This is a genomic window from Streptomyces sp. NPDC053431, assembly GCF_044544925.1.
Lineage (GTDB): Bacteria > Actinomycetota > Actinomycetes > Streptomycetales > Streptomycetaceae > Streptomyces.
Genome location: NZ_JBITXX010000014.1, coordinates 151,945 through 169,250, shown reverse-complemented (window position 1 = coordinate 169,250; position 17,306 = coordinate 151,945). Strand labels below are relative to the sequence as shown.

Sequence of the window (17,306 nt, the reverse complement as noted above, 5' to 3'; positions counted from 1 at the left end):
CTGCAAAACGGGCGAATAGGGTAAAAATCAACCTAAGGTGGCCGCGTGATCGAGCCACCAGAGGCCCCCGCCGAGGCGCCCCAACAGGCCCCCGCCGAGCACCGACAGGTCCCCGCCGAGCCTTCGCCCGCTCTCGCCGAGCGGCCCCCGCAGGTACGCCGCCGTGCCGTCCTCGCCGGGGTCGCCGTCTCCGTACTCCTGATCCTCGCGATCGTGCTCGGCAGCCGGCTGCTGCGCGACTTCGACTCGGCCCTCCTCCCGTACGCGGTGGCGACCGTCTTCCTTGCCTTCGGCGTCGCCTACCGCTACACCGTGTGGGTCTCCGCCCCCGGTGCCCGGCGCCTGTTCAAGCAGGGCTGGCGCGCCTTCTTCTCCGTCGAGAACTTCCGCAGGGCGCCCACCGCCCTGCCCCGGATGATCGCCACCTACCTCGGCTTCCAGAAGTTCCTCGGCGCCCGCTCGCACGCCCGCTGGGTCGCCCACCAGCTGATCTTCTGGGGCTGTGTCCTCGCCGCCCTGATCACCTTCCCGCTGACCTGGGGCTGGTTCACCTTCACCTCGTCGACCGGCTCGGGCCCCGGCTACGAGATGCGGATCTGGGGCTTCAAGATCCTCGGCTTCGGCTCGCTGAACGTCGTCGGCTGGCTCATGTTCCACGGCCTGGACGTCGCCGCCGTCCTCGTCATCCCCGGCGCCTCCTACTTCCTGTGGCGCCGGATGAAGGACCGCGGCGCGGTCACCGGCCAGCGCTTCGCCTACGACCTCGTCCCGCTGATCGCCCTCGTCGTCATCTCCGTCACCGGCCTGCTGCTCACCTTCTCCTCGATCTTCCTGCACGGCGGCGGCTACGAGTTCCTGGCGATCCTGCACATGGTGTCCGTGGTCTTCACCCTCATCTACATCCCGTTCGGGAAGTTCTTCCACATCGTCCAGCGGCCCGCCGCCGTCGGCATGCAGCTGTTCAAGTACACCGCCCGCCGCCGCGACGGGCAGCCGGTCGGCGACGCCACCGACACCGCCCTGTTCGCCTGCCGCCGCTGCGGAGAACCCATCGACACCGCCCCCTATGTCGAGAACCTCCAGGGCACCATGCGCGACCTGAAGCTCGACTTCGAAGCCTGGGCCGAGTACTGCCCGCGCTGCAAGCGCGTCCTGCGGGGCACCGCCTACCTCAGCCACGTCAAGAAGGGCTTCAAGTGACCTCGCCGCTGCCTGCTCCACTGCCCCTTGACCCCTCCGTCGCCCCGCCCGGCACCCGCAACTTCCGCGACGCCGGAGGCATCCCCGCCGACCGCTGGCACGCCGACCAGAACGGCGAGACCCTCGTGCCCACCCACTGCTGCTTCTGCGGCGTGCAGTGCGGCATGTATCTGCGCGTCGACCGCGGCGGCAAGGTCTTCGGCGTCGAACCCCGCAACCACGACATCAACAGGATGCGGCTCTGCCCCAAGGGCATCAACGCCTACCAGCAGGTCAACCACCCCGACCGGCTCACCAGCCCGCTGCTCCGGCGCAACCGCGACGAACCCTTCCGCGAGGCGAGCTGGGAGGAGGCGCTCGACTTCACCGTCTCCGAGATCCGTCGGATCCAGACCGAGTACGGCAACGACGCCTTCGGTCTGCTGGGCGGTGCCAGCCTCTTCTCCGAGAAGACCTACCTCGTCGGCAAGTTCGCCCGGGTCGCCCTGAAGACCAAGCACGTCGACTACAACGGCCGCCTGTGCATGGTGTCCGCCGCCGGGGCCAACAAGCTGGCCTTCGGCATCGACCGGGCCGGCAACCCCTTCTCCGACATCCTCCTCACCGACTGCCTCCTCATCGCCGGCTCCAACGTCGGCGAGTGCTTCCCCGTGATGACCCAGTACCTCTGGGGAGCCCGGGACCGCGGCGCCACCCTCATCGTCGTCGACCCGCGCGAGACGGCCATCGCCCGCACCGCCGACATCCACGTGGCGCTCAAACCCGGCACCGACTCCGCCTTCTTCAACGCCGTCCTCCACGTCGTCGTCGCCGAGGGCCTCGTCGACGACGACTACCTCGCCGCCCATGCCACCGGCTGGGAGGAGGTGAGGAAGACCGTCGCCGACTACCCGCCCGCCCGCTCCGCCGCGATCTGCGGCGTGCCCGAGGAACAGATCGTCCAGGTCGCCCGTACGTTCGCCGGCGCCGACAAGGCCATGGCCTGGCACGCCCGTGGCGTCGAACACCACTCGCAGGGCGTCGAGAACTGTCTGGCGATCATCAACCTGTGCGTCGCCACCGGGAACATCGGCCGCCCCGGCGCCGGCTACGGCACCATCACCGGCCAGGGCAACGGCCAGGGCGGCCGCGAACACGGCCAGAAGTCCGACCTGCTGCCCGGCGGACGCTCCATCTCCAACCCCGAACACCGCCGTCAGATCTGCGAGATCTGGGGCATCGAGGAGTCCGAGCTCCCACCTGCCGGCACCTCCATGATGGAGATGGTCTGGCAGATGCAGCGCGGCGAGATCCGCGGCCTGATCGGCATCTGCAACAACCCCTTCGTCTCGCTCCCCAACTACGCCACCGTGAAGCAGGGGTACGACACCACCGAGTTCCACGCCCAATTCGACTTCTTCCTTTCCGAGACCGCCGCCAACGCGCACGTCGTCTTCCCCGTCACCGTCTGGGCCGAGGACGAAGGCGTCATGGCCAACGCCGAGGCCCGGGTCGTCAAGCACAACAAGGCCCAGGAACCGCCCGCCGGCGTCCGCACGGACACCTGGGTCATCTGCGAGCTCGCCCGACGGCTCGGCGCCGGCGACAAGTTCGACTTCCCCGACTCCCGCTCCGTCTTCGAGGAGCTCCGCATCGCCTCGGCCGGCACGGTCAACGACTACTACGGCATCACCTACGACCGGCTGGAGAAGACCGGCGGCATCGCCTGGCCCTGCCCCTCCACCGATCACCCCGGCACCCCCCGCCTCTTCGAGGACGGCCGGACCTATCACGCCGACGGAAAGATCCACATGCAGGTCGTCGAATGGCACCCGCCCATGGACCCGTACAGCGAGGAATACCCCCTCTCGTTGACCACCGGCCGCACCGTCGCCCACTTCCTCTCCGGCAACCAGACCCGCCGCCTGGGCGCCCTCGTCGAACAGACCCCGCGCCCCTGGGTCGAGGTCCATCCATCCCACGGCTTCCGCAACGGCGACCCGGTCCGGGTCGTCACCCGCCGCGGCAGCGAGGTCTTCCCCGCCCTGGTCACCGAGGCGATCCGCCCCGACACCGTCTTCGTCCCGTACCACTGGCCGGTGCCCACCGCCGCCAACGCGCTGACCATCGACGCCCTCGACCCCCGCTCCAAGATCCCCGAGTACAAGGTCTGCGCCGCCCGCATCGAGGCCGCCGAACGGGTCGACGAGGTGCCGGCGCCGCCCACCGCCCCCGGCCAGGTCGCCTACCCGGCGACCCAGATCTCCCGCGACGACCCCCTGCCCCCCACGTCCCCGCAGGGCCGTGGCACCTCGGAGAGGAGCTGACGCCGCACATGATGGGCCGCACGATCTTCATCGACCCGGGCCGCTGCATCGGCTGCCAGGCCTGCGTCTCCGCCTGCCGCGAATGCGACTCGCACCGGGGCAAGTCGATGATCCACCTCGACTACCCCGACGAGGGGCGCTCCGTCGCCTCCCTTCCCACCGTCTGCATGCACTGCGAGGACCCCGTCGCCCCCTGTGCCGAGGTCTGCCCCGCGGACGCGATCCTCGTGACCGCCGACGGCGTGGTGCAGCAGGCCGACACCACCCGCTGCATCGGCTGCGCCAACTGCGTCAACGCCTGCCCCTTCGGCGTCCCGAAGATCGACCTCCAGGCGAAGCTGCAGATGAAGTGCAACCTCTGCTACGACCGCACCGCCTACGGTCTCGCCCCCATGTGCGCCACCGTCTGCCCCACCGGCGCCCTCTTCTACGGGACCCTCGACGAACTCCGAGCCGAACGTCCCGGCGTCCAGGTCGCCGACTCCTTCACCTTCGGGTCGACCACCGTCTCCACCGGCGTGGCGATGGTCGTGCCCGCCGACAAGGTCCGGTGGCCCGTCCCCGGCGGCCTGCCCATCGTCGAAGTCAACGGAGTGGATGTCCGATGAGCGTCACCGCACAGCCCCCGGGCCCCGGCTCCGGCGCCACCGACCCCACGGCCCCCACCGATCCGGCCGCCCCTGATCCCGCCGGCGCCCCCGACGCCGCCCAGGCGGCGCTCCGCGACCGGATCTCCGCCGACTCCCTCACCACCCGCCGCGACTACCTGCGGATCGTCGCCACCGTCTCCGGCGGCCTGGCCGTCGGCGGCATCGGCGTGGCCTCCGGGATCCTGCACCGGCACGGCGACAGTGACGGGCCCCTCAAGCCCAAGAGGATCGCGGACCAGATCCTCCCGGGCGACTCCGTCGCCTTCCGCTACCCCCACGAGGAGGACCGCGCGGTCGCCGTCCGCCTGGAGGACGGCACCCTCGCCGGCTACTCCGCCGTCTGCACCCACCTCGCCTGCGCCGTGCTCTGGCGCAAGGACCGGGGGAGCGAGGGCGAGCTGTACTGCCCCTGCCACGAAGGAGTCTTCGACGCCCGCACCGGCGAGGTCACCGCGGGCCCGCCGCCGCGCGCCCTGCCGAAGGTGGTCCTGGTCGAGGACACCGACGGCAGCGTCTGGGCCGTGGGCACCACCCGCTCCGGGGAGAGCGTCCAGGAGGGCCTCTGCCGCCAGCTCAGCGAGGATCGCCCCGGTCTCGCGGACCGCCTCGGCTGCCCGGGCGCCGCCGCCCGCGGCTCGGTGGAGAGGAGCCGCAGGACATGACCGACACCCCTTTCCCCCAGGACCCGGCCGTCCCCGACCGCCAGGCCGGACCCCCTCGGGGCCTGCCGCCCCGGCCCGCCTACACCCCCGGCAGCGCCCAGCCCCGGCTCAACCGCCCGGTCCACGAGCGCTATCCCCAGATCCGCCCCACCAGTGGCTACGGCGACCCGCGTGTCCGCCACACCGGTCCCGGCCCTGGCGCCGGGACCGAGCAGGAGCCCGAACGCTCCTCCAAGCTCTCCGCCCGCCTGGCCCTCGCGCTCACCGTGGTCATCGGCCAGCTGTGGGGACTGACGGTCGTCGTCGACGAGTGGATGGCCGGCGACAACGGGACCGCGTGGTGGGGAGCGGGTTTCCTGGTCCTGTCGTTCCTCGTCGTCCTCGGGCTGTGGATGCTCGACCCGAAGGACCGCTGAGCGGCCTTTACGGGATCAGCGGGGTGCGGGGCGGAGCTCCCGGCGTAACCTGAATACATGAGCACCGCCCCCGCCCACGGCCCGCGAACAGCGAAGCAGTCCGACACCGTCCTCAACTCTGAACCCAGGCCGGTACTGATCTTCGACGATCCACTGGACCAGCAGTCCGCGGACGATACGGACCGTGCGTGGGGCGAGCGGCCTCCCGCCGGCGGCGACAGCGCCGCCGACCTCGCGCGCTTCCTTGACGAGAAGCCGCCGCACCACCTCTGACACCGACGCGAGCCGCCGGTCAGGAGGTGGAGTGCGCCCCGGTGCCGCCGGCGGCCTTTGAGGTCACGCCGGTGTTGTTCACCGAAGGAGCGCGCTGCGCGACCAGGTGGTCGCGGATCTCCTTGAGCACTTCCAGCTCGCTGACCTCCAGGGTCTCCTGGACGCCTTCCTTCGCCTTCTCGTGCGCGGCGCGCTTCGCGAGGATCTTCGCCATCGGCAGGACCATGAGGAAGTAGACGACGGCCGCCGTGATCAGGAAGCTGAGGACGGCGCTGAGCACCAGACCCCACTGGATCTGGATGCCCTGCATCTCGCCGTCGACCACCCGGCAGGGGGCCTTCAGACAGGACGAGTAGCCTTCCAGGTCCTTCGTGCCGAAGGCGCCCACGACCGGGTTGATGATGCCCTTGACCACCGAGTTCACGATGTTGGTGAACGCGGCACCGATGACGACCGCCACCGCCAGATCGATCACGTTGCCACGCATCAGGAAGGCCTTGAAGCCTCCCAGCAAGCTTTCCTTCTTCTCGGCCACCAAGGTGCCTTTCGTCGCGCGTGCTGCTGTGTTCGGAGCCATTACGCCGCGAACGGCGCACAGGCGTCCAATCCATACACACGGGACGGTTACTTGACAGACCGCCAGTGCGAATCAGCACAGCGTCACCGCCAGTTGGGACGTGATGCCCGCACCGGCGAGCGCCGTCGCCGTCGACCGTGGCACGGAGAGGACGACCAGGGCTCCACCGTCCGGACGAGTCTCACCCGTGCGCGGCACTTCGGCCACTCGGGCGCCCGAGGCGACCACCCGGGCCTCGCCGCCCGGGCCGACGGCGGAGTCGGGCGCGGCGATCACGTCCACCCGGTCACCGGGCCGCAGCAGCCGGACCGTCGCCGCGTCGGCGATGCGCACCGGCGCGGACACGAGGGGTGCCGCGGCCGGCGCGCGGTGCTCCCGGGCCGCCGGCGGCGGTGGCTGCGGGACGGGGTCGTCGGCTCCGGCCGCGCCGGTCGCCGCGAGCGCGGCGGCCGTCAGCGCGAGGACCGTGGCGGGCGCCCGGCGCTTGCGGCGCAAGGCCCGGCGCAGACGTAGTTTTCCGCCGCGCACACGCAGCGGGTCGAAGTGCGGCACGCCGCACGGCGGGGGCACCGAGGTGCGGGTGTGGGGGAGGCAGGAGTCCGTGTGCATCGCGCAACCACCTGTCGTGAGTCGGACCGTTCGCCGGACCGTCCGGCGAACCGCACTCACCGTGCCGCACCGGCCGCGATCGTGCTCGGGCCTGTGGACGAACCGATGGTTGTGGACAACTTGCTCACCCGCGCGAGCGATTGCGGCCGGCGGGGCGGGGCGAGGACGCTTGAGGCAGTTCGGCCCTCGCGGCGCGGTCCGCCCTCACCCCGTCGCGAGCTCAGGGCAGTTCGATCCCCAGGTCCCACCCGTCGTGGACCTGAGTGCACAGGCAGTCCCGGTCGATCGTCGCGGGGAGCGCGCTCACCGCGTCGAAGAGCACGTCGCGCAGCCGGCCGACGTTCTCTCCGAACACCCGCAGGACCTCGGCGTGCGAGACGCCGTCCCCTGTCTCCGCGCCCGCGTCCAGATCCGTCACCAGTGCGAGGGAGGTGTAGCAGAGTCCCAGTTCCCGGGCGAGAACGGCCTCGGGATGGCCGGTCATGCCGACTACCGACCAGCCCGCGGCCGCATGCCAGCGCGACTCGGCGCGCGTCGAGAAGCGGGGGCCCTCGATGACGACCATCGTGCCGCCGTCGACCGGCTCCCAGCCCTGCCCGCGGGCGGCCTTCAGGGCCACCCGGCGCCCGTCCGGGCAGTAGGGGTCGGCGAAGGTCACGTGGACCACGTTCGGCACGGCCCCGCCCCAGGCCTCCGGCAGCGGTTCACCGTCGAAGAACGTCTGCGCGCGGGACTTCGTCCGGTCGACCAGCTGGTCGGGCACGACGAGGGTGCCGGGGCCGTACTCCTCGCGCAGCCCGCCGACCGCGCACGGCCCGAGGACCTGGCGCACGCCCACCGAGCGCAGGGCCCAGAGGTTGGCGCGGTAGTTGATCCCGTGCGGCGGCACGTGGTGGCCGCGGCCGTGCCGGGGAAGGAAGGCGACCCGCCGGCCGGCGATTTCGCCGAGGAAGAGGGAGTCGCTGGGGCTGCCGTACGGGGTGTCGACCGACACCTCGGTCACCTCGTCCAGGAAGGAGTAGAACCCGGAGCCGCCGATCACACCGATGTCCGCGAACACGTCAGTCGTCTGGGTCGCCATGGCCGTCACCCTAACCGCCCCCGTCGAACGCCGAATGCCCCACCGAAAGGATCGGCAGGGCATTCGTCAGATAGGTGGGGCGGGCCGGGATCAGGCGGCCGAGGTGGAGCTCGACGAGGTCGAGGTCGTGCTCGACGACGTGGAAGACGCCGAAGAGGAGGACGACGACGAAGAGGACGTCGAAGACGAGGAGGGCTTCGACGAGGCAGGCGAGCTGCTGGACGACGCACCGCGGCTGTCGTTCCGGTAGAAGCCGGAGCCCTTGAACACGATGCCGACCGCGGAGAACACCTTCTTCAGGCGTCCCTTGCAGTTCGGGCACTCGGTCAGAGCGTCATCCGTGAACTTCTGCACCGCCTCGAGGCCCTCGCCGCACTCGGTGCACTGGTACTGGTAGGTCGGCACTTGTCTTCCTCCTGGCACTCACACTCATCGAGTGCTAACGACGATCCATAGTGACGCATTCCGCGGGTTCAGTCCACCGGCACGGGAACTCGGTGACCGATACCACGTGCCGCGACCCGGCTCGCCGCCCGGGGGCGGAGCCGCGAACGGAGGGCGACCAGGGTGACGAGCGCGAGCATCGTGCCCGCCATCGGCACCAGGAATCCGGTGCTGGCGCCGTGGGCGTCGGCCAGCCGGCCGGCGACGGTGACGGCCGCGGCCTGGCCCAGCGCCACGGCGCCGGTCAGCCAGGTGAAGGCCTCGGTGCGGGAGGACGCCGGGACCAGCGTCTCGACGATCGTGTAGCCGGTGATCAGGGCCGGGGCGATGCACAGGCCCACGACGAGACCGAGGGCGCCGAGCAGCAGGACGGAGTGGGCGGACCACAGAAGGGAGGCGGCGACGGTCAGACCGGCGTAGCCGAGGATCAGGCGGCGGCGCGGGCCGGTCTTCCAGGCGACGGCGCCCATGGCGATGCCGGCGAGCATGTTGCCGGCGGCGAAGATGCCGTACAGCAGGCCGTTGGCGCCGGGGTTGCCGATCTCCTCGGTGAAGGCGGTGAGGGAGACCTGCATGCCGCCGAAGACGGAGCCGATGCCGAGGAAGGCGATGGCGAGGACGCGGACGCCGGGCACGGACAGCGCCGAGCGGTGCGGTTCGCCGTCCGCCTGGGCGGCCGCGGCGGCCAGGCCGTGGGCGGGCTGGGTGCGGCGCTGGGCGGCGAAGAACAGGCCGCCGAACAGGGTGAGCGCGGCCTCGGCGATCAGGCCGGCGGCCGGGTGGACGCCGGTGCACAGGGCGGTGGCGAGGACCGGGCCGACGACGAAGGTGAACTCGTCCGTGACCGACTCGAAGGCGGCGGCGGTCGGCATCAGGGGCGTGCCGTCCAGCTTGGCGGCCCAGCGGGCCCGGACCATCGGCCCGACCTGGGGCACGGAGGCGCCGGAGGGGATGGCCGCGAGGAACAGGGCCCACAGCGGGGCGCCGGCCAGGGCCAGCGCGACGAGAAGGGAGACGGAGACGGCGTGGATGAGGACGCCGGGGACGAGGACGGCCCGCTGGCCGAAGCGGTCGGCGAGCTTGCCGCTCTGCGGCGCGAAGAGCGCCATGGAGACGCCGGTCGCGGCGGCGACGGCACCGGCGCTGCCGTAGGAGCCGGTGGTGTGCTGGACGAGCAGGACGATGCCGATGGTGAGCATCGCGAACGGCTGGCGGGCCGCGAAGCCCGGGAGAAGGAAGGAGAGTGCACCGGGGGTTCGGAGCAGCTGTCCGTATCCGGGCCGCTTCTCGGTGACGACCGTGGACGCCACGGTCCATGCCTTTCTGCCGCCTGGTAGCGCGCCCGAGCACGGTGGTGCGGGTTTCGCCGAGAGCTGTCCTCTTGCGCGGAACTGCGGTAGATACCGGGCCCCACTGCGGAGGGTGCCTCGGCCGCCATACGGTCGCGCCAGCTCTGCGTCAGGCAGAGTTGGTTCGATCAAGTGTTCCTTCATGGTACAGGGAAGGGCGTCTTCCTGCCTGGGAAAACGCCCTGGGACCCGAAATAATGCCTGGGATTAACCGGACGTTCGCCGGAAGGGGTTCCGAAGGGGGCCGCGGTGGGGTTCGGGGGCGCCGGCCGCGGTGGCGCCCGTGCCCAGCCAGCCGGCCAGCTTGCCGCCCTGCCCGACGGCCCGGAGCCGGCGCTCGGCGGCGTCCCGCACCGGGTCGGTGGCGACGACGAGCAGTTCGTCGCCGCGTCGGAGCACGGTCGCGGGGCCGGGGACGAAGCTCTTGTCCTCCCGGACCACCAGGGTGACGGCGGCGCCGGCGGGCAGCCGGAGCTCGGCGACCTCGACGCCGTGCATCTTGGAGCCCTCCGGAATCGCCACGGACAGCAGGTGGCCGCGCAGCCGCTCCAGCGGGGCGGACTCGACACCGAGGTCGGCGGCCTCGTTCTGGTCCCCGAGCTCCAGGGCCCGGGCCAGCCAGGGCAGGGTCGGTCCCTGGACCAGGGTGTAGACGACGACCAGCACGAAGACGATGTTGAAGATCCGCTCGCTGCCCTCGATCCCCGACACCATGGGGATCGTGGCGAGGATGATCGGGACGGCTCCGCGCAGGCCGGCCCAGGACAGCAGGGCCTGCTCCCGCCACGGGATGCGGAAGGGAAGGAGGCTGACGAGGACCTCCGTGGGGCGCGCGACCACGGTGAGTACCAGGCCGATGACGATCGCCGGCCAGAAGTCGCGGACCAGCTCGTGCGGCGTGACGAGCAGGCCGAGCAGGACGAACATGCCGATCTGGGCGATCCAGCCGAGCCCCTCGGCGAAGCCGCGGTTGGCGGGGGCGTGCGGCAGCTTGGCATTGCCGAGCACCATCGACGCCAGGTAGACGGCGAGGAAGCCGGAGCCGTGGGCCATGGCGCCGGCGGCGTAGGCGACTACGGCGATGGCCATGACGGCGATCGGGTAGAGGCCGGAGGCCGGCAGGGCGACATGACGCAGTCCGTAGGAGCCGATGAATCCGACGGCCAGGCCGACGGCGGCGCCGATGGCGAGCTCCAGGGCGATCTCACCGACGAGGAGGTACCAGGCCTCGGACTCTCCGACGGTGGAGAAGGCGACGACGAGGATGACGACGGGGGCGTCGTTGAATCCGGACTCGGCCTCCAGGATGCCGGTGACCCGGGAGGGCAGCGGCACCTTGCGCAGGACGGAGAAGACGGCGGCGGCGTCGGTGGAGGAGACGACGGCGCCGATGATGAGGGCCTGCTGCCATTCCAGTCCGACGAGGTAGTGCGCGGCCGAGGCCGTGATGCCCACGCTCACCGCGACGCCGAGGGTCGACAGCACGACCGCCGCGGGCAACGCGGGTTTGATCTCCTTCCACTTGGTGCCCAGCCCGCCTTCGGCCAGGATCACCACAAGTGCGGCATAACCGATCACCTGGGTCAGTTCGGCGTTGTCGAAGGCGACGTTGCCGATCCCGTCCTGCCCGATGGCGACCCCGATCCCGAGGTAGAGCAGCAGGCTGGGGAGCCCGCTACGGGACGAGATGCGCACCGCCGCGACGGCGACGAGCAGCACGAGCGAGCAGATGAGCAGGAGTTCGTTGAGCTGGTGGACAGTCAGTGGCCGTTCCTTCCCCTCGCGTGCAGGCGGATCGGTTCCTCCGCTGCCGACACTTCGTTACCTTACCTAATCTTTAACGCTTTCTTGACGCCTCCTTGGTGTCTCGTCGTACGTCAGTACGTATAGGAACGGTGCTCTTCCTGACTCCGCGTCCGGGGCCTCCGGACGCTGCGCCTAAGGTTGCTCCCGTACTCCAGGACCACCCTGCCCCTCGAAGGACAGCGATGCCCTCCAACACGACCGCGCCCCCCGCCAAGAAGAAGGGGCGGCGCGCCCGCCTGATCGTTCTCGTCCTGGTGCTCGCTCTGGTCGCGGGCATCGGGTACGGCGCGTACTGGGGCGTCAGCACCGTCCGGGGCTCGTTCCCGCAGACCACGGGCACGATCCGGATCGACGGGCTCTCCAGCCCGGTCGAGGTCAAGCGTGACGCGTACGGCGTTCCGCAGATCTACGCCGACAGCGAGGCCGACCTCTTCCGCGCCCAGGGCTACGTCCAGGCGCAGGACCGGTTCTACGAGATGGACGTCCGCCGTCACGTGACGGCCGGCCGCCTGTCCGAGATGTTCGGCAAGAGCCAGGTCGACACCGACGCCTTCCTGCGCACGCTGGGCTGGCGGCAGGTCGCGCAGCAGGAGTACGACAAGGTCCTGTCGGCGGAGACGAAGAAGAATCTCCAGGCGTACGCCGCGGGCGTCAACGCCTATCTCAAGGACCGGGACCCCTCCGACGTCTCCGTCGAGTACGCGGCCCTCGCCTTCACCGAGGACTACACCATCGAGCCGTGGACCCCGGTCGACTCGGTGGCCTGGCTCAAGGCCATGGCCTGGGACCTGCGCGGCAACATGCAGGACGAGATCGACCGTTCGCTGATGACCAGCCGGCTCAAGCCGCAGCAGATCAAGGACCTCTACCCGGGGTACCCGTACGAGCTGCACCAGCCGATCGTCGGCAAGGGCGCCGTGGACAAGGTCACCGGCAGGTTCGACCCCGCGGCCGCGGCGAAGGGCACCGGCGGCACCGGCGGCGACAGCGGCTCCCAGGGCATCCAGTCCCAGCTCGCCGCGCTCTCCGACACCCTCGACGAGATCCCGGCCCTGCTCGGCCCCAACGGCAACGGCATCGGCTCGAACTCCTGGGTCGTCTCGGGCGACTACACGACCTCCGGCAAGCCGCTGCTCGCCAACGACCCGCACCTCGCGCCGATGCTGCCGTCCCTCTGGTACCAGATGGGCCTGCACTGCCGCTCCGTCTCGGCGACCTGCCGCTACGACGTCGCCGGCTACACCTTCTCCGGCACCCCGGGCGTGATCATCGGCCACAACGACTCCGTCGCCTGGGGCTTCACCAACCTCGGCGCCGACGTCACCGACCTCTACCTGGAGAAGATCGGCACCGACGGCTACGTCGTCGACGGCAGGACCAAGCCGTTCACGGTCCGCGAGGAGACCATCAAGGTCGCCGGCGGCGGCGACCGCCCCATCACCATCCGCTCCACCGAGCACGGTCCGCTGCTCTCCGACCGCTCCAGCGAGCTGGAGAAGGTCGGCAAGACCGCTCCTGTCGGCAACGCCGCCCCCGACCGCGGCACCGGCTACGGCGTCGCCCTGCGCTGGACCGCCCTGCAGCCCGGCAAGTCGATGGACGCCGTCTTCGAGCTCAACCGGGCCAAGGACTTCAAGAGCTTCCGGGCCGCGGCCAAGGACTTCGAGGTCCCGTCCCAGAACATGATCTACGCCGACACCCAGGGCAACATCGGCTACCAGGCCCCGGGCAAGATTCCGGTCCGCAGCAAGGGCAAGAGCTACGACGGCACGCTGCCGGTGCCCGGCTGGGACTCCTCGTACGGCTGGAAGGGCTACATCCCCTTCGACGAGCTGCCCTACGAGTACAACCCGGACCGCGGCTACATCGTCACCGCCAACCAGGCCGTCGTCGACGAGAAGAAGTACCCCTACCTCCTCACCCGGGACTGGGGTTACGGCTCGCGCAGCCAGCGGATCAACGACCTGATCGAGTCCAAGACCAAGGACGGCGGCAAGATCTCGCCGGACGACATGCGGACCATGCAGATGGACAACCGCAGCGAGATCGCCACCCTGCTCAACCCGCTGCTGCTGAAGATCGACATCGCCGACCCGCAGGTCCGCGAGGCGCAGAAGCTGCTGGAGGGCTGGGACTACACCCAGGAGCCGGACTCGGCCGCCGCCGCGTACTTCAACGCCGTCTGGCGCAACGTCCTCAAGCTCGCCTTCGGCGACAAGCTGCCCAAGGAGCTGCGGGTCGAGGGCGAGTGCCTCACGGTCCGCAAGACCGACATCACCGCCCCGGTCGACGAGCAGAACAAGCCGGTCCGCGAGTGCGGCGAGCGTGACCCCGACACCGCGCAGCCGGACGGCGGCGACCGCTGGTACGAGGTGGTCCGGCCGCTGCTCCAGCAGGAGAAGAGCGAGTGGTGGAAGACGCCGGGCGACCGGCTCGACGCCCCCACCGAGACCCGTGACCAGCTGCTCGCGCAGGCCATGAAGGACGCGCGCTGGGAGCTGACCGCCAAGCTCGGCAAGGACGTCACCACCTGGAGCTGGGGCCGGCTGCACCAGCTGACCCTGGAGAACCAGACCCTCGGCACCGCCGGCCCCGGCCTCGTGCAGTCGCTGCTCAACCGCGGCCCGTGGAACCTGGGCGGCGGCGAGGCCGCGGTCGACGCGACCGGCTGGAACGCCGCCGGTGGCTACGAGGTGATCTGGGTGCCGTCGATGCGGATGGTCGTCAACGTCGGCGACTGGGACAAGTCCCGCTGGATCAACCTCACCGGCGCCTCCGGCCACGCCTTCAGCAGCCACTACACCGACCAGACCGACAAGTGGGCGAAGGGCGAGCTGCTCGACTGGTCGTTCGGGCAGGCCGCGGTCGAGGCCGGCACGAAGGACACGCTCAAGCTGGAGCCGTAGGAGCTCCTCAGCGCTCGAAGCGCCGGACCCCCTCCGGGGTCACCACCGCGTGCACGGGGTGGTCGTGCGGTTCCTCCGGGACCCGCGCGACCACCTCGTTCGCGTAGAGGAGCACCACCAGCGCCGGATCCGCCCCGGCCCGTACGAGCCGGGCCAGGACCCGGTCGTACGAGCCGCCGCCGCGCCCGAGCCGCATGCCGCGCGCGTCCACCGCGAGGCCCGGGAGCAGCACCGCCGTCGCCGCGCACACCGCCTCGGCGCCGAGGCGCTCGCCGACCGGTTCGAGCAGCCCCCGGCCCGCCTTCGCGAGCCGCTCGGCGCCCTCGTACGCGGCCCAGTCCAGGTCGTTGTCGGGCAGCAGGACCGGCAGCAGGACCCGTACGCCCCGCTCGCGCAGCGCGTCGAGAAGCGCGCGGGTGCCGGGTTCGCGCCCCACCGAGACGTACGCGGCGACGGTGCCCGCCTCCGCCAGCTCGGACAGCTCCAGGGCGTGCTCGGCCAGCAGATCCGCGGCGCGCGCGGTGTCCTCCGGGGTCAGCGCGGCGCGGGCGGTGAGCAGGGCCCGGCGCAGGAGGGCCTTCTCGGTGACGTCCTCACGCGGTTCGGTGCTCAAGGCGTCTCGTATTCCTCTTGTATCGGGCGGTAGCGGTACGAGGGTTGAGAAAGCTCAGACGAACCTCATCTTCCTCCCATACCGAACGGCTAGGGTGCTCCGCATGACTCAGACGCCGTCCATCACAAAGGCTGTCATCCCGGCCGCGGGCCTCGGCACCCGGTTCCTGCCGGCCACCAAGGCGACGCCGAAGGAGATGCTGCCGGTCGTGGACAAACCGGCGATCCAGTACGTCGTGGAGGAGGCCGTCGCGGCCGGGCTCTCGGACGTCCTGATGATCACCGGCCGCAACAAGCGCCCGCTCGAGGACCACTTCGACCGGAACTACGAGCTGGAAGAGGCGCTGACCCGGAAGGGCGACGACGAACGCCTCGCCAAGGTGCGGGAGTCGAACGACCTGGCCACCATGCACTACGTCCGCCAGGGCGCCCCCCGCGGGCTCGGCCACGCCGTGCTGTGCGCCGCCCCGCACGTGGGCGAGCAGCCGTTCGCGGTGCTCCTCGGCGACGACCTGATCGACCCGCGCGATCCGCTGCTCGCCCGCATGGTCGAGGTGCGCGAGCGGTTCGGCGGCAGCGTCGTCGCGCTCATGGAGGTCGATCCCTCCCAGATCCACCTCTACGGCTGCGCGGCGGTCGGCCCGACCGGCGACTCGGACGTGGTGAAGGTGACGGGCCTGGTGGAGAAGCCGGAGCCCTCGGAGGCCCCGAGCAACCTGGCGATCATCGGCCGCTACGTCCTGGACCCGGCCGTCTTCGCCATACTGCGGGAGACCCCGCCGGGCCGCGGCGGCGAGATCCAGCTGACCGACGCCCTGCAAAAGCTCGTCCAGGACGAGAGGGCCGGCGGCCCTGTCCACGGCGTCGTCTTCAAGGGCCGCCGCTTTGACACCGGCGACCGCGGCGACTACCTGCGTGCCATTGTCAGACTGGCGTGCGAACGTGAAGACCTGGGGCCTGACTTCCGGACCTGGCTCCGCAGTTACGTCAGCGAGGAGATGTAGCACCTTGAGCAGCAGCGGTACGGCACCGGCGGACCACGGCCCCTCCGGCGAGGGGCCCGGCGACCCCTGCGCGGGCCCGGCCCGTGGCCTGTGGTCCGTCGACGAGCACCTCGACGACATCCTGGCGGCGGTCGCCCCGCTCGAGCCCATCGAGCTGCAGCTGCCCGACGCCCAGGGCTGTGTCCTCGTCGAGGACGTCACGGTGCCGGTCGCGCTGCCGCCCTTCGACAACAGCTCCATGGACGGGTACGCGGTGCGGGTCGCCGACGTGGCGGGGGCGAGCGAGGAGTTCCCGGCCGTCCTGACCGTCATCGGCGACGTCGCCGCGGGCGCCGGCGGGCTGCCCGAGGTCGGGCCGGGCCAGGCCGCCCGGATCATGACCGGTGCCCCGCTGCCGCCCGGCGCCGAGGCCGTCGTGCCCGTCGAATGGACCGACGGCGGTACGGGCGAGGGCGCGGCCGGCACGATGCGCCCGGCGAGCGCCGCCCCGGAGGGCGCCGCCGGCGAGGTCCGGGTCCATCGCCCCGCCGAGGCCCGCGCCCACGTCCGGGCGCGCGGCAGCGACGTCCGCGCGGGCGAGCTGGCCCTCGCGGCGGGCACCGTCCTCGGGGCGCCGCAGATCGGACTGCTCGCGGCGATCGGCCGCGGCACCGTGCGGGTGCGCCCCCGCCCGCGCGTGGTCGTGATCTCCACCGGCAGCGAACTGACGCAGCCCGGTGAGCCGTTGGCCGAGGGGCGGATCTACGACTCCAACAGCTTCGCGCTCGCCGCCGCCGCGCGCGAGGCCGGCGCCCTCGCCTACCGGGTCGGCGCGGTCGCCGACGACGCCGAGTCGCTGCGCGCCGCCATCGAGGACCAGCTGATCCGGGCCGATCTGATCGTCACCACGGGCGGGGTCAGCGTGGGGGCGTACGACGTGGTGAAGGAGGCGCTGACGGCGGACGGCGAGGTCGACTTCCGCAAGCTGGCGATGCAGCCGGGCAAGCCGCAGGGCTTCGGCATGATCGGCCCCGAGCACACCCCGCTGCTCGCCCTGCCGGGCAACCCGGTCTCCTCCTACGTCTCCTTCGAGCTGTTCGTCCGTCCCGCGATCCGCGCCCTCATGGGCCTCGGCGACCGTCCCGACGCCCACCGGCCGCGGGTCCGCGCCGTGCTGAAGTCGGACCGCGCCCTGTCCTCGCCGGCCGGCCGCCGGCAGTTCCTGCGCGGCACCTACGACGCCGAGTCGGGCTCCGTCACTCCTGTGGGCGGCGCCGGCTCCCACCTGATCGCGGCGCTCGCCCACGCGGACGCGCTGCTCGTCGTACCGGAGGAGGCCACCGGGGTGGAACCCGGCACGGAGGTCGAAGTGGTCCTCCTCGGCTGAGGGGGGCATGGTGGGGGTACCGTGTCGTCCCACACAGCGACCGGG

At 71.3% G+C, this 17,306-nt stretch carries 16 protein-coding genes; 9 read left to right on the top strand and 7 right to left on the bottom strand.

Going from position 1 to position 17,306, the window contains the following annotated elements; translation table 11 throughout:
- Window positions 1–45 precede the first annotated feature (45 nt).
- Genes ACIGXE_RS28425 through ACIGXE_RS28400 form a run of 6 tightly spaced genes read left to right on the top strand, consistent with a single transcriptional unit; the run spans window position 46 to window position 5,507 of the window.
- Window positions 46–1,200 carry an MFS transporter gene (locus tag ACIGXE_RS28425; protein WP_399751723.1) on the top strand — a complete coding sequence of 385 codons (1,155 nt, stop codon included), beginning with the start codon at window positions 46–48 and terminating at the stop codon, window positions 1,198–1,200.
- A complete protein-coding gene (locus ACIGXE_RS28420) occupies window positions 1,197–3,506 on the top strand; it encodes a molybdopterin oxidoreductase family protein (protein ID WP_399751722.1) in 2,310 nt (769 codons plus the stop codon). Before ACIGXE_RS28425 ends, ACIGXE_RS28420 begins: the two co-directional genes overlap by 4 nt.
- Before the next feature lie 8 nt (window positions 3,507–3,514).
- Window positions 3,515–4,114 (top strand): 4Fe-4S dicluster domain-containing protein, encoded by a 600-nt coding sequence (locus ACIGXE_RS28415; RefSeq protein ID WP_399751721.1) that lies wholly within the window; start codon window positions 3,515–3,517, stop codon window positions 4,112–4,114.
- Window positions 4,111–4,818: a Rieske (2Fe-2S) protein gene (locus ACIGXE_RS28410; protein WP_399751720.1), complete on the top strand. Its 708-nt coding sequence runs from the start codon at window positions 4,111–4,113 to the stop codon at window positions 4,816–4,818. Before ACIGXE_RS28415 ends, ACIGXE_RS28410 begins: the two co-directional genes overlap by 4 nt.
- Window positions 4,815–5,234: a DUF6755 family protein gene (locus tag ACIGXE_RS28405; protein WP_399751719.1), complete on the top strand. Its 420-nt coding sequence runs from the start codon at window positions 4,815–4,817 to the stop codon at window positions 5,232–5,234. Before ACIGXE_RS28410 ends, ACIGXE_RS28405 begins: the two co-directional genes overlap by 4 nt.
- 57 nt (window positions 5,235–5,291) lie before the next feature.
- Window positions 5,292–5,507, top strand: a complete 216-nt coding sequence (locus tag ACIGXE_RS28400) for a hypothetical protein (RefSeq protein ID WP_399751718.1) — start codon at window positions 5,292–5,294, stop codon at window positions 5,505–5,507.
- Window positions 5,508–5,526: 19 nt separating this feature from the next.
- Here ACIGXE_RS28400 and mscL read toward each other — a convergent pair whose 3' ends face one another.
- The 6 genes from mscL to ACIGXE_RS28370 form a co-directional block, all read right to left on the bottom strand.
- A complete protein-coding gene (mscL, locus tag ACIGXE_RS28395) occupies window positions 5,527–6,042 on the bottom strand; it encodes a large conductance mechanosensitive channel protein MscL (protein ID WP_399751717.1) in 516 nt (171 codons plus the stop codon).
- Window positions 6,043–6,156: 114 nt separating this feature from the next.
- Window positions 6,157–6,693, bottom strand: a complete 537-nt coding sequence (locus ACIGXE_RS28390; RefSeq protein ID WP_399751716.1) for a hypothetical protein — start codon at window positions 6,691–6,693, stop codon at window positions 6,157–6,159.
- A 220-nt stretch (window positions 6,694–6,913) separates the two neighbouring features.
- Window positions 6,914–7,774 (bottom strand): S-methyl-5'-thioadenosine phosphorylase, encoded by an 861-nt coding sequence (locus ACIGXE_RS28385; RefSeq protein WP_399751715.1) that lies wholly within the window; start codon window positions 7,772–7,774, stop codon window positions 6,914–6,916.
- 90 nt (window positions 7,775–7,864) lie between these two features.
- Window positions 7,865–8,179 (bottom strand): FmdB family zinc ribbon protein, encoded by a 315-nt coding sequence (locus tag ACIGXE_RS28380; protein WP_399751714.1) that lies wholly within the window; start codon window positions 8,177–8,179, stop codon window positions 7,865–7,867.
- A gap of 68 nt (window positions 8,180–8,247) precedes the next feature.
- Window positions 8,248–9,528, bottom strand: coding sequence for an MFS transporter (locus tag ACIGXE_RS28375; RefSeq protein ID WP_399751713.1), 1,281 nt, complete (start codon window positions 9,526–9,528; stop codon window positions 8,248–8,250).
- A gap of 246 nt (window positions 9,529–9,774) precedes the next feature.
- Window positions 9,775–11,331: a potassium/proton antiporter gene (locus tag ACIGXE_RS28370; protein WP_399751762.1), complete on the bottom strand. Its 1,557-nt coding sequence runs from the start codon at window positions 11,329–11,331 to the stop codon at window positions 9,775–9,777.
- 224 nt (window positions 11,332–11,555) lie between these two features.
- Here ACIGXE_RS28370 and ACIGXE_RS28365 point away from each other — a divergent pair, with 224 nt between their 5' ends.
- Window positions 11,556–14,279, top strand: a complete 2,724-nt coding sequence (locus ACIGXE_RS28365; protein WP_399751712.1) for a penicillin acylase family protein — start codon at window positions 11,556–11,558, stop codon at window positions 14,277–14,279.
- A gap of 7 nt (window positions 14,280–14,286) precedes the next feature.
- Here the strand turns inward: ACIGXE_RS28365 and ACIGXE_RS28360 are convergent, their stop codons facing one another.
- Window positions 14,287–14,892, bottom strand: coding sequence for a 5-formyltetrahydrofolate cyclo-ligase (locus ACIGXE_RS28360; protein ID WP_399751711.1), 606 nt, complete (start codon window positions 14,890–14,892; stop codon window positions 14,287–14,289).
- A 103-nt stretch (window positions 14,893–14,995) separates the two neighbouring features.
- Between ACIGXE_RS28360 and galU the strand changes: the two genes are divergently transcribed.
- Window positions 14,996–15,895 carry a UTP--glucose-1-phosphate uridylyltransferase GalU gene (galU, locus tag ACIGXE_RS28355; protein ID WP_399751710.1) on the top strand — a complete coding sequence of 300 codons (900 nt, stop codon included), beginning with the start codon at window positions 14,996–14,998 and terminating at the stop codon, window positions 15,893–15,895.
- Window positions 15,896–15,983: 88 nt separating this feature from the next.
- On the top strand, window positions 15,984–17,261 hold the full coding sequence (gene glp / locus ACIGXE_RS28350) for a gephyrin-like molybdotransferase Glp (RefSeq protein WP_399751761.1): 1,278 nt from the start codon (window positions 15,984–15,986) through the stop codon (window positions 17,259–17,261).
- Window positions 17,262–17,306: the final 45 nt, after the last annotated feature.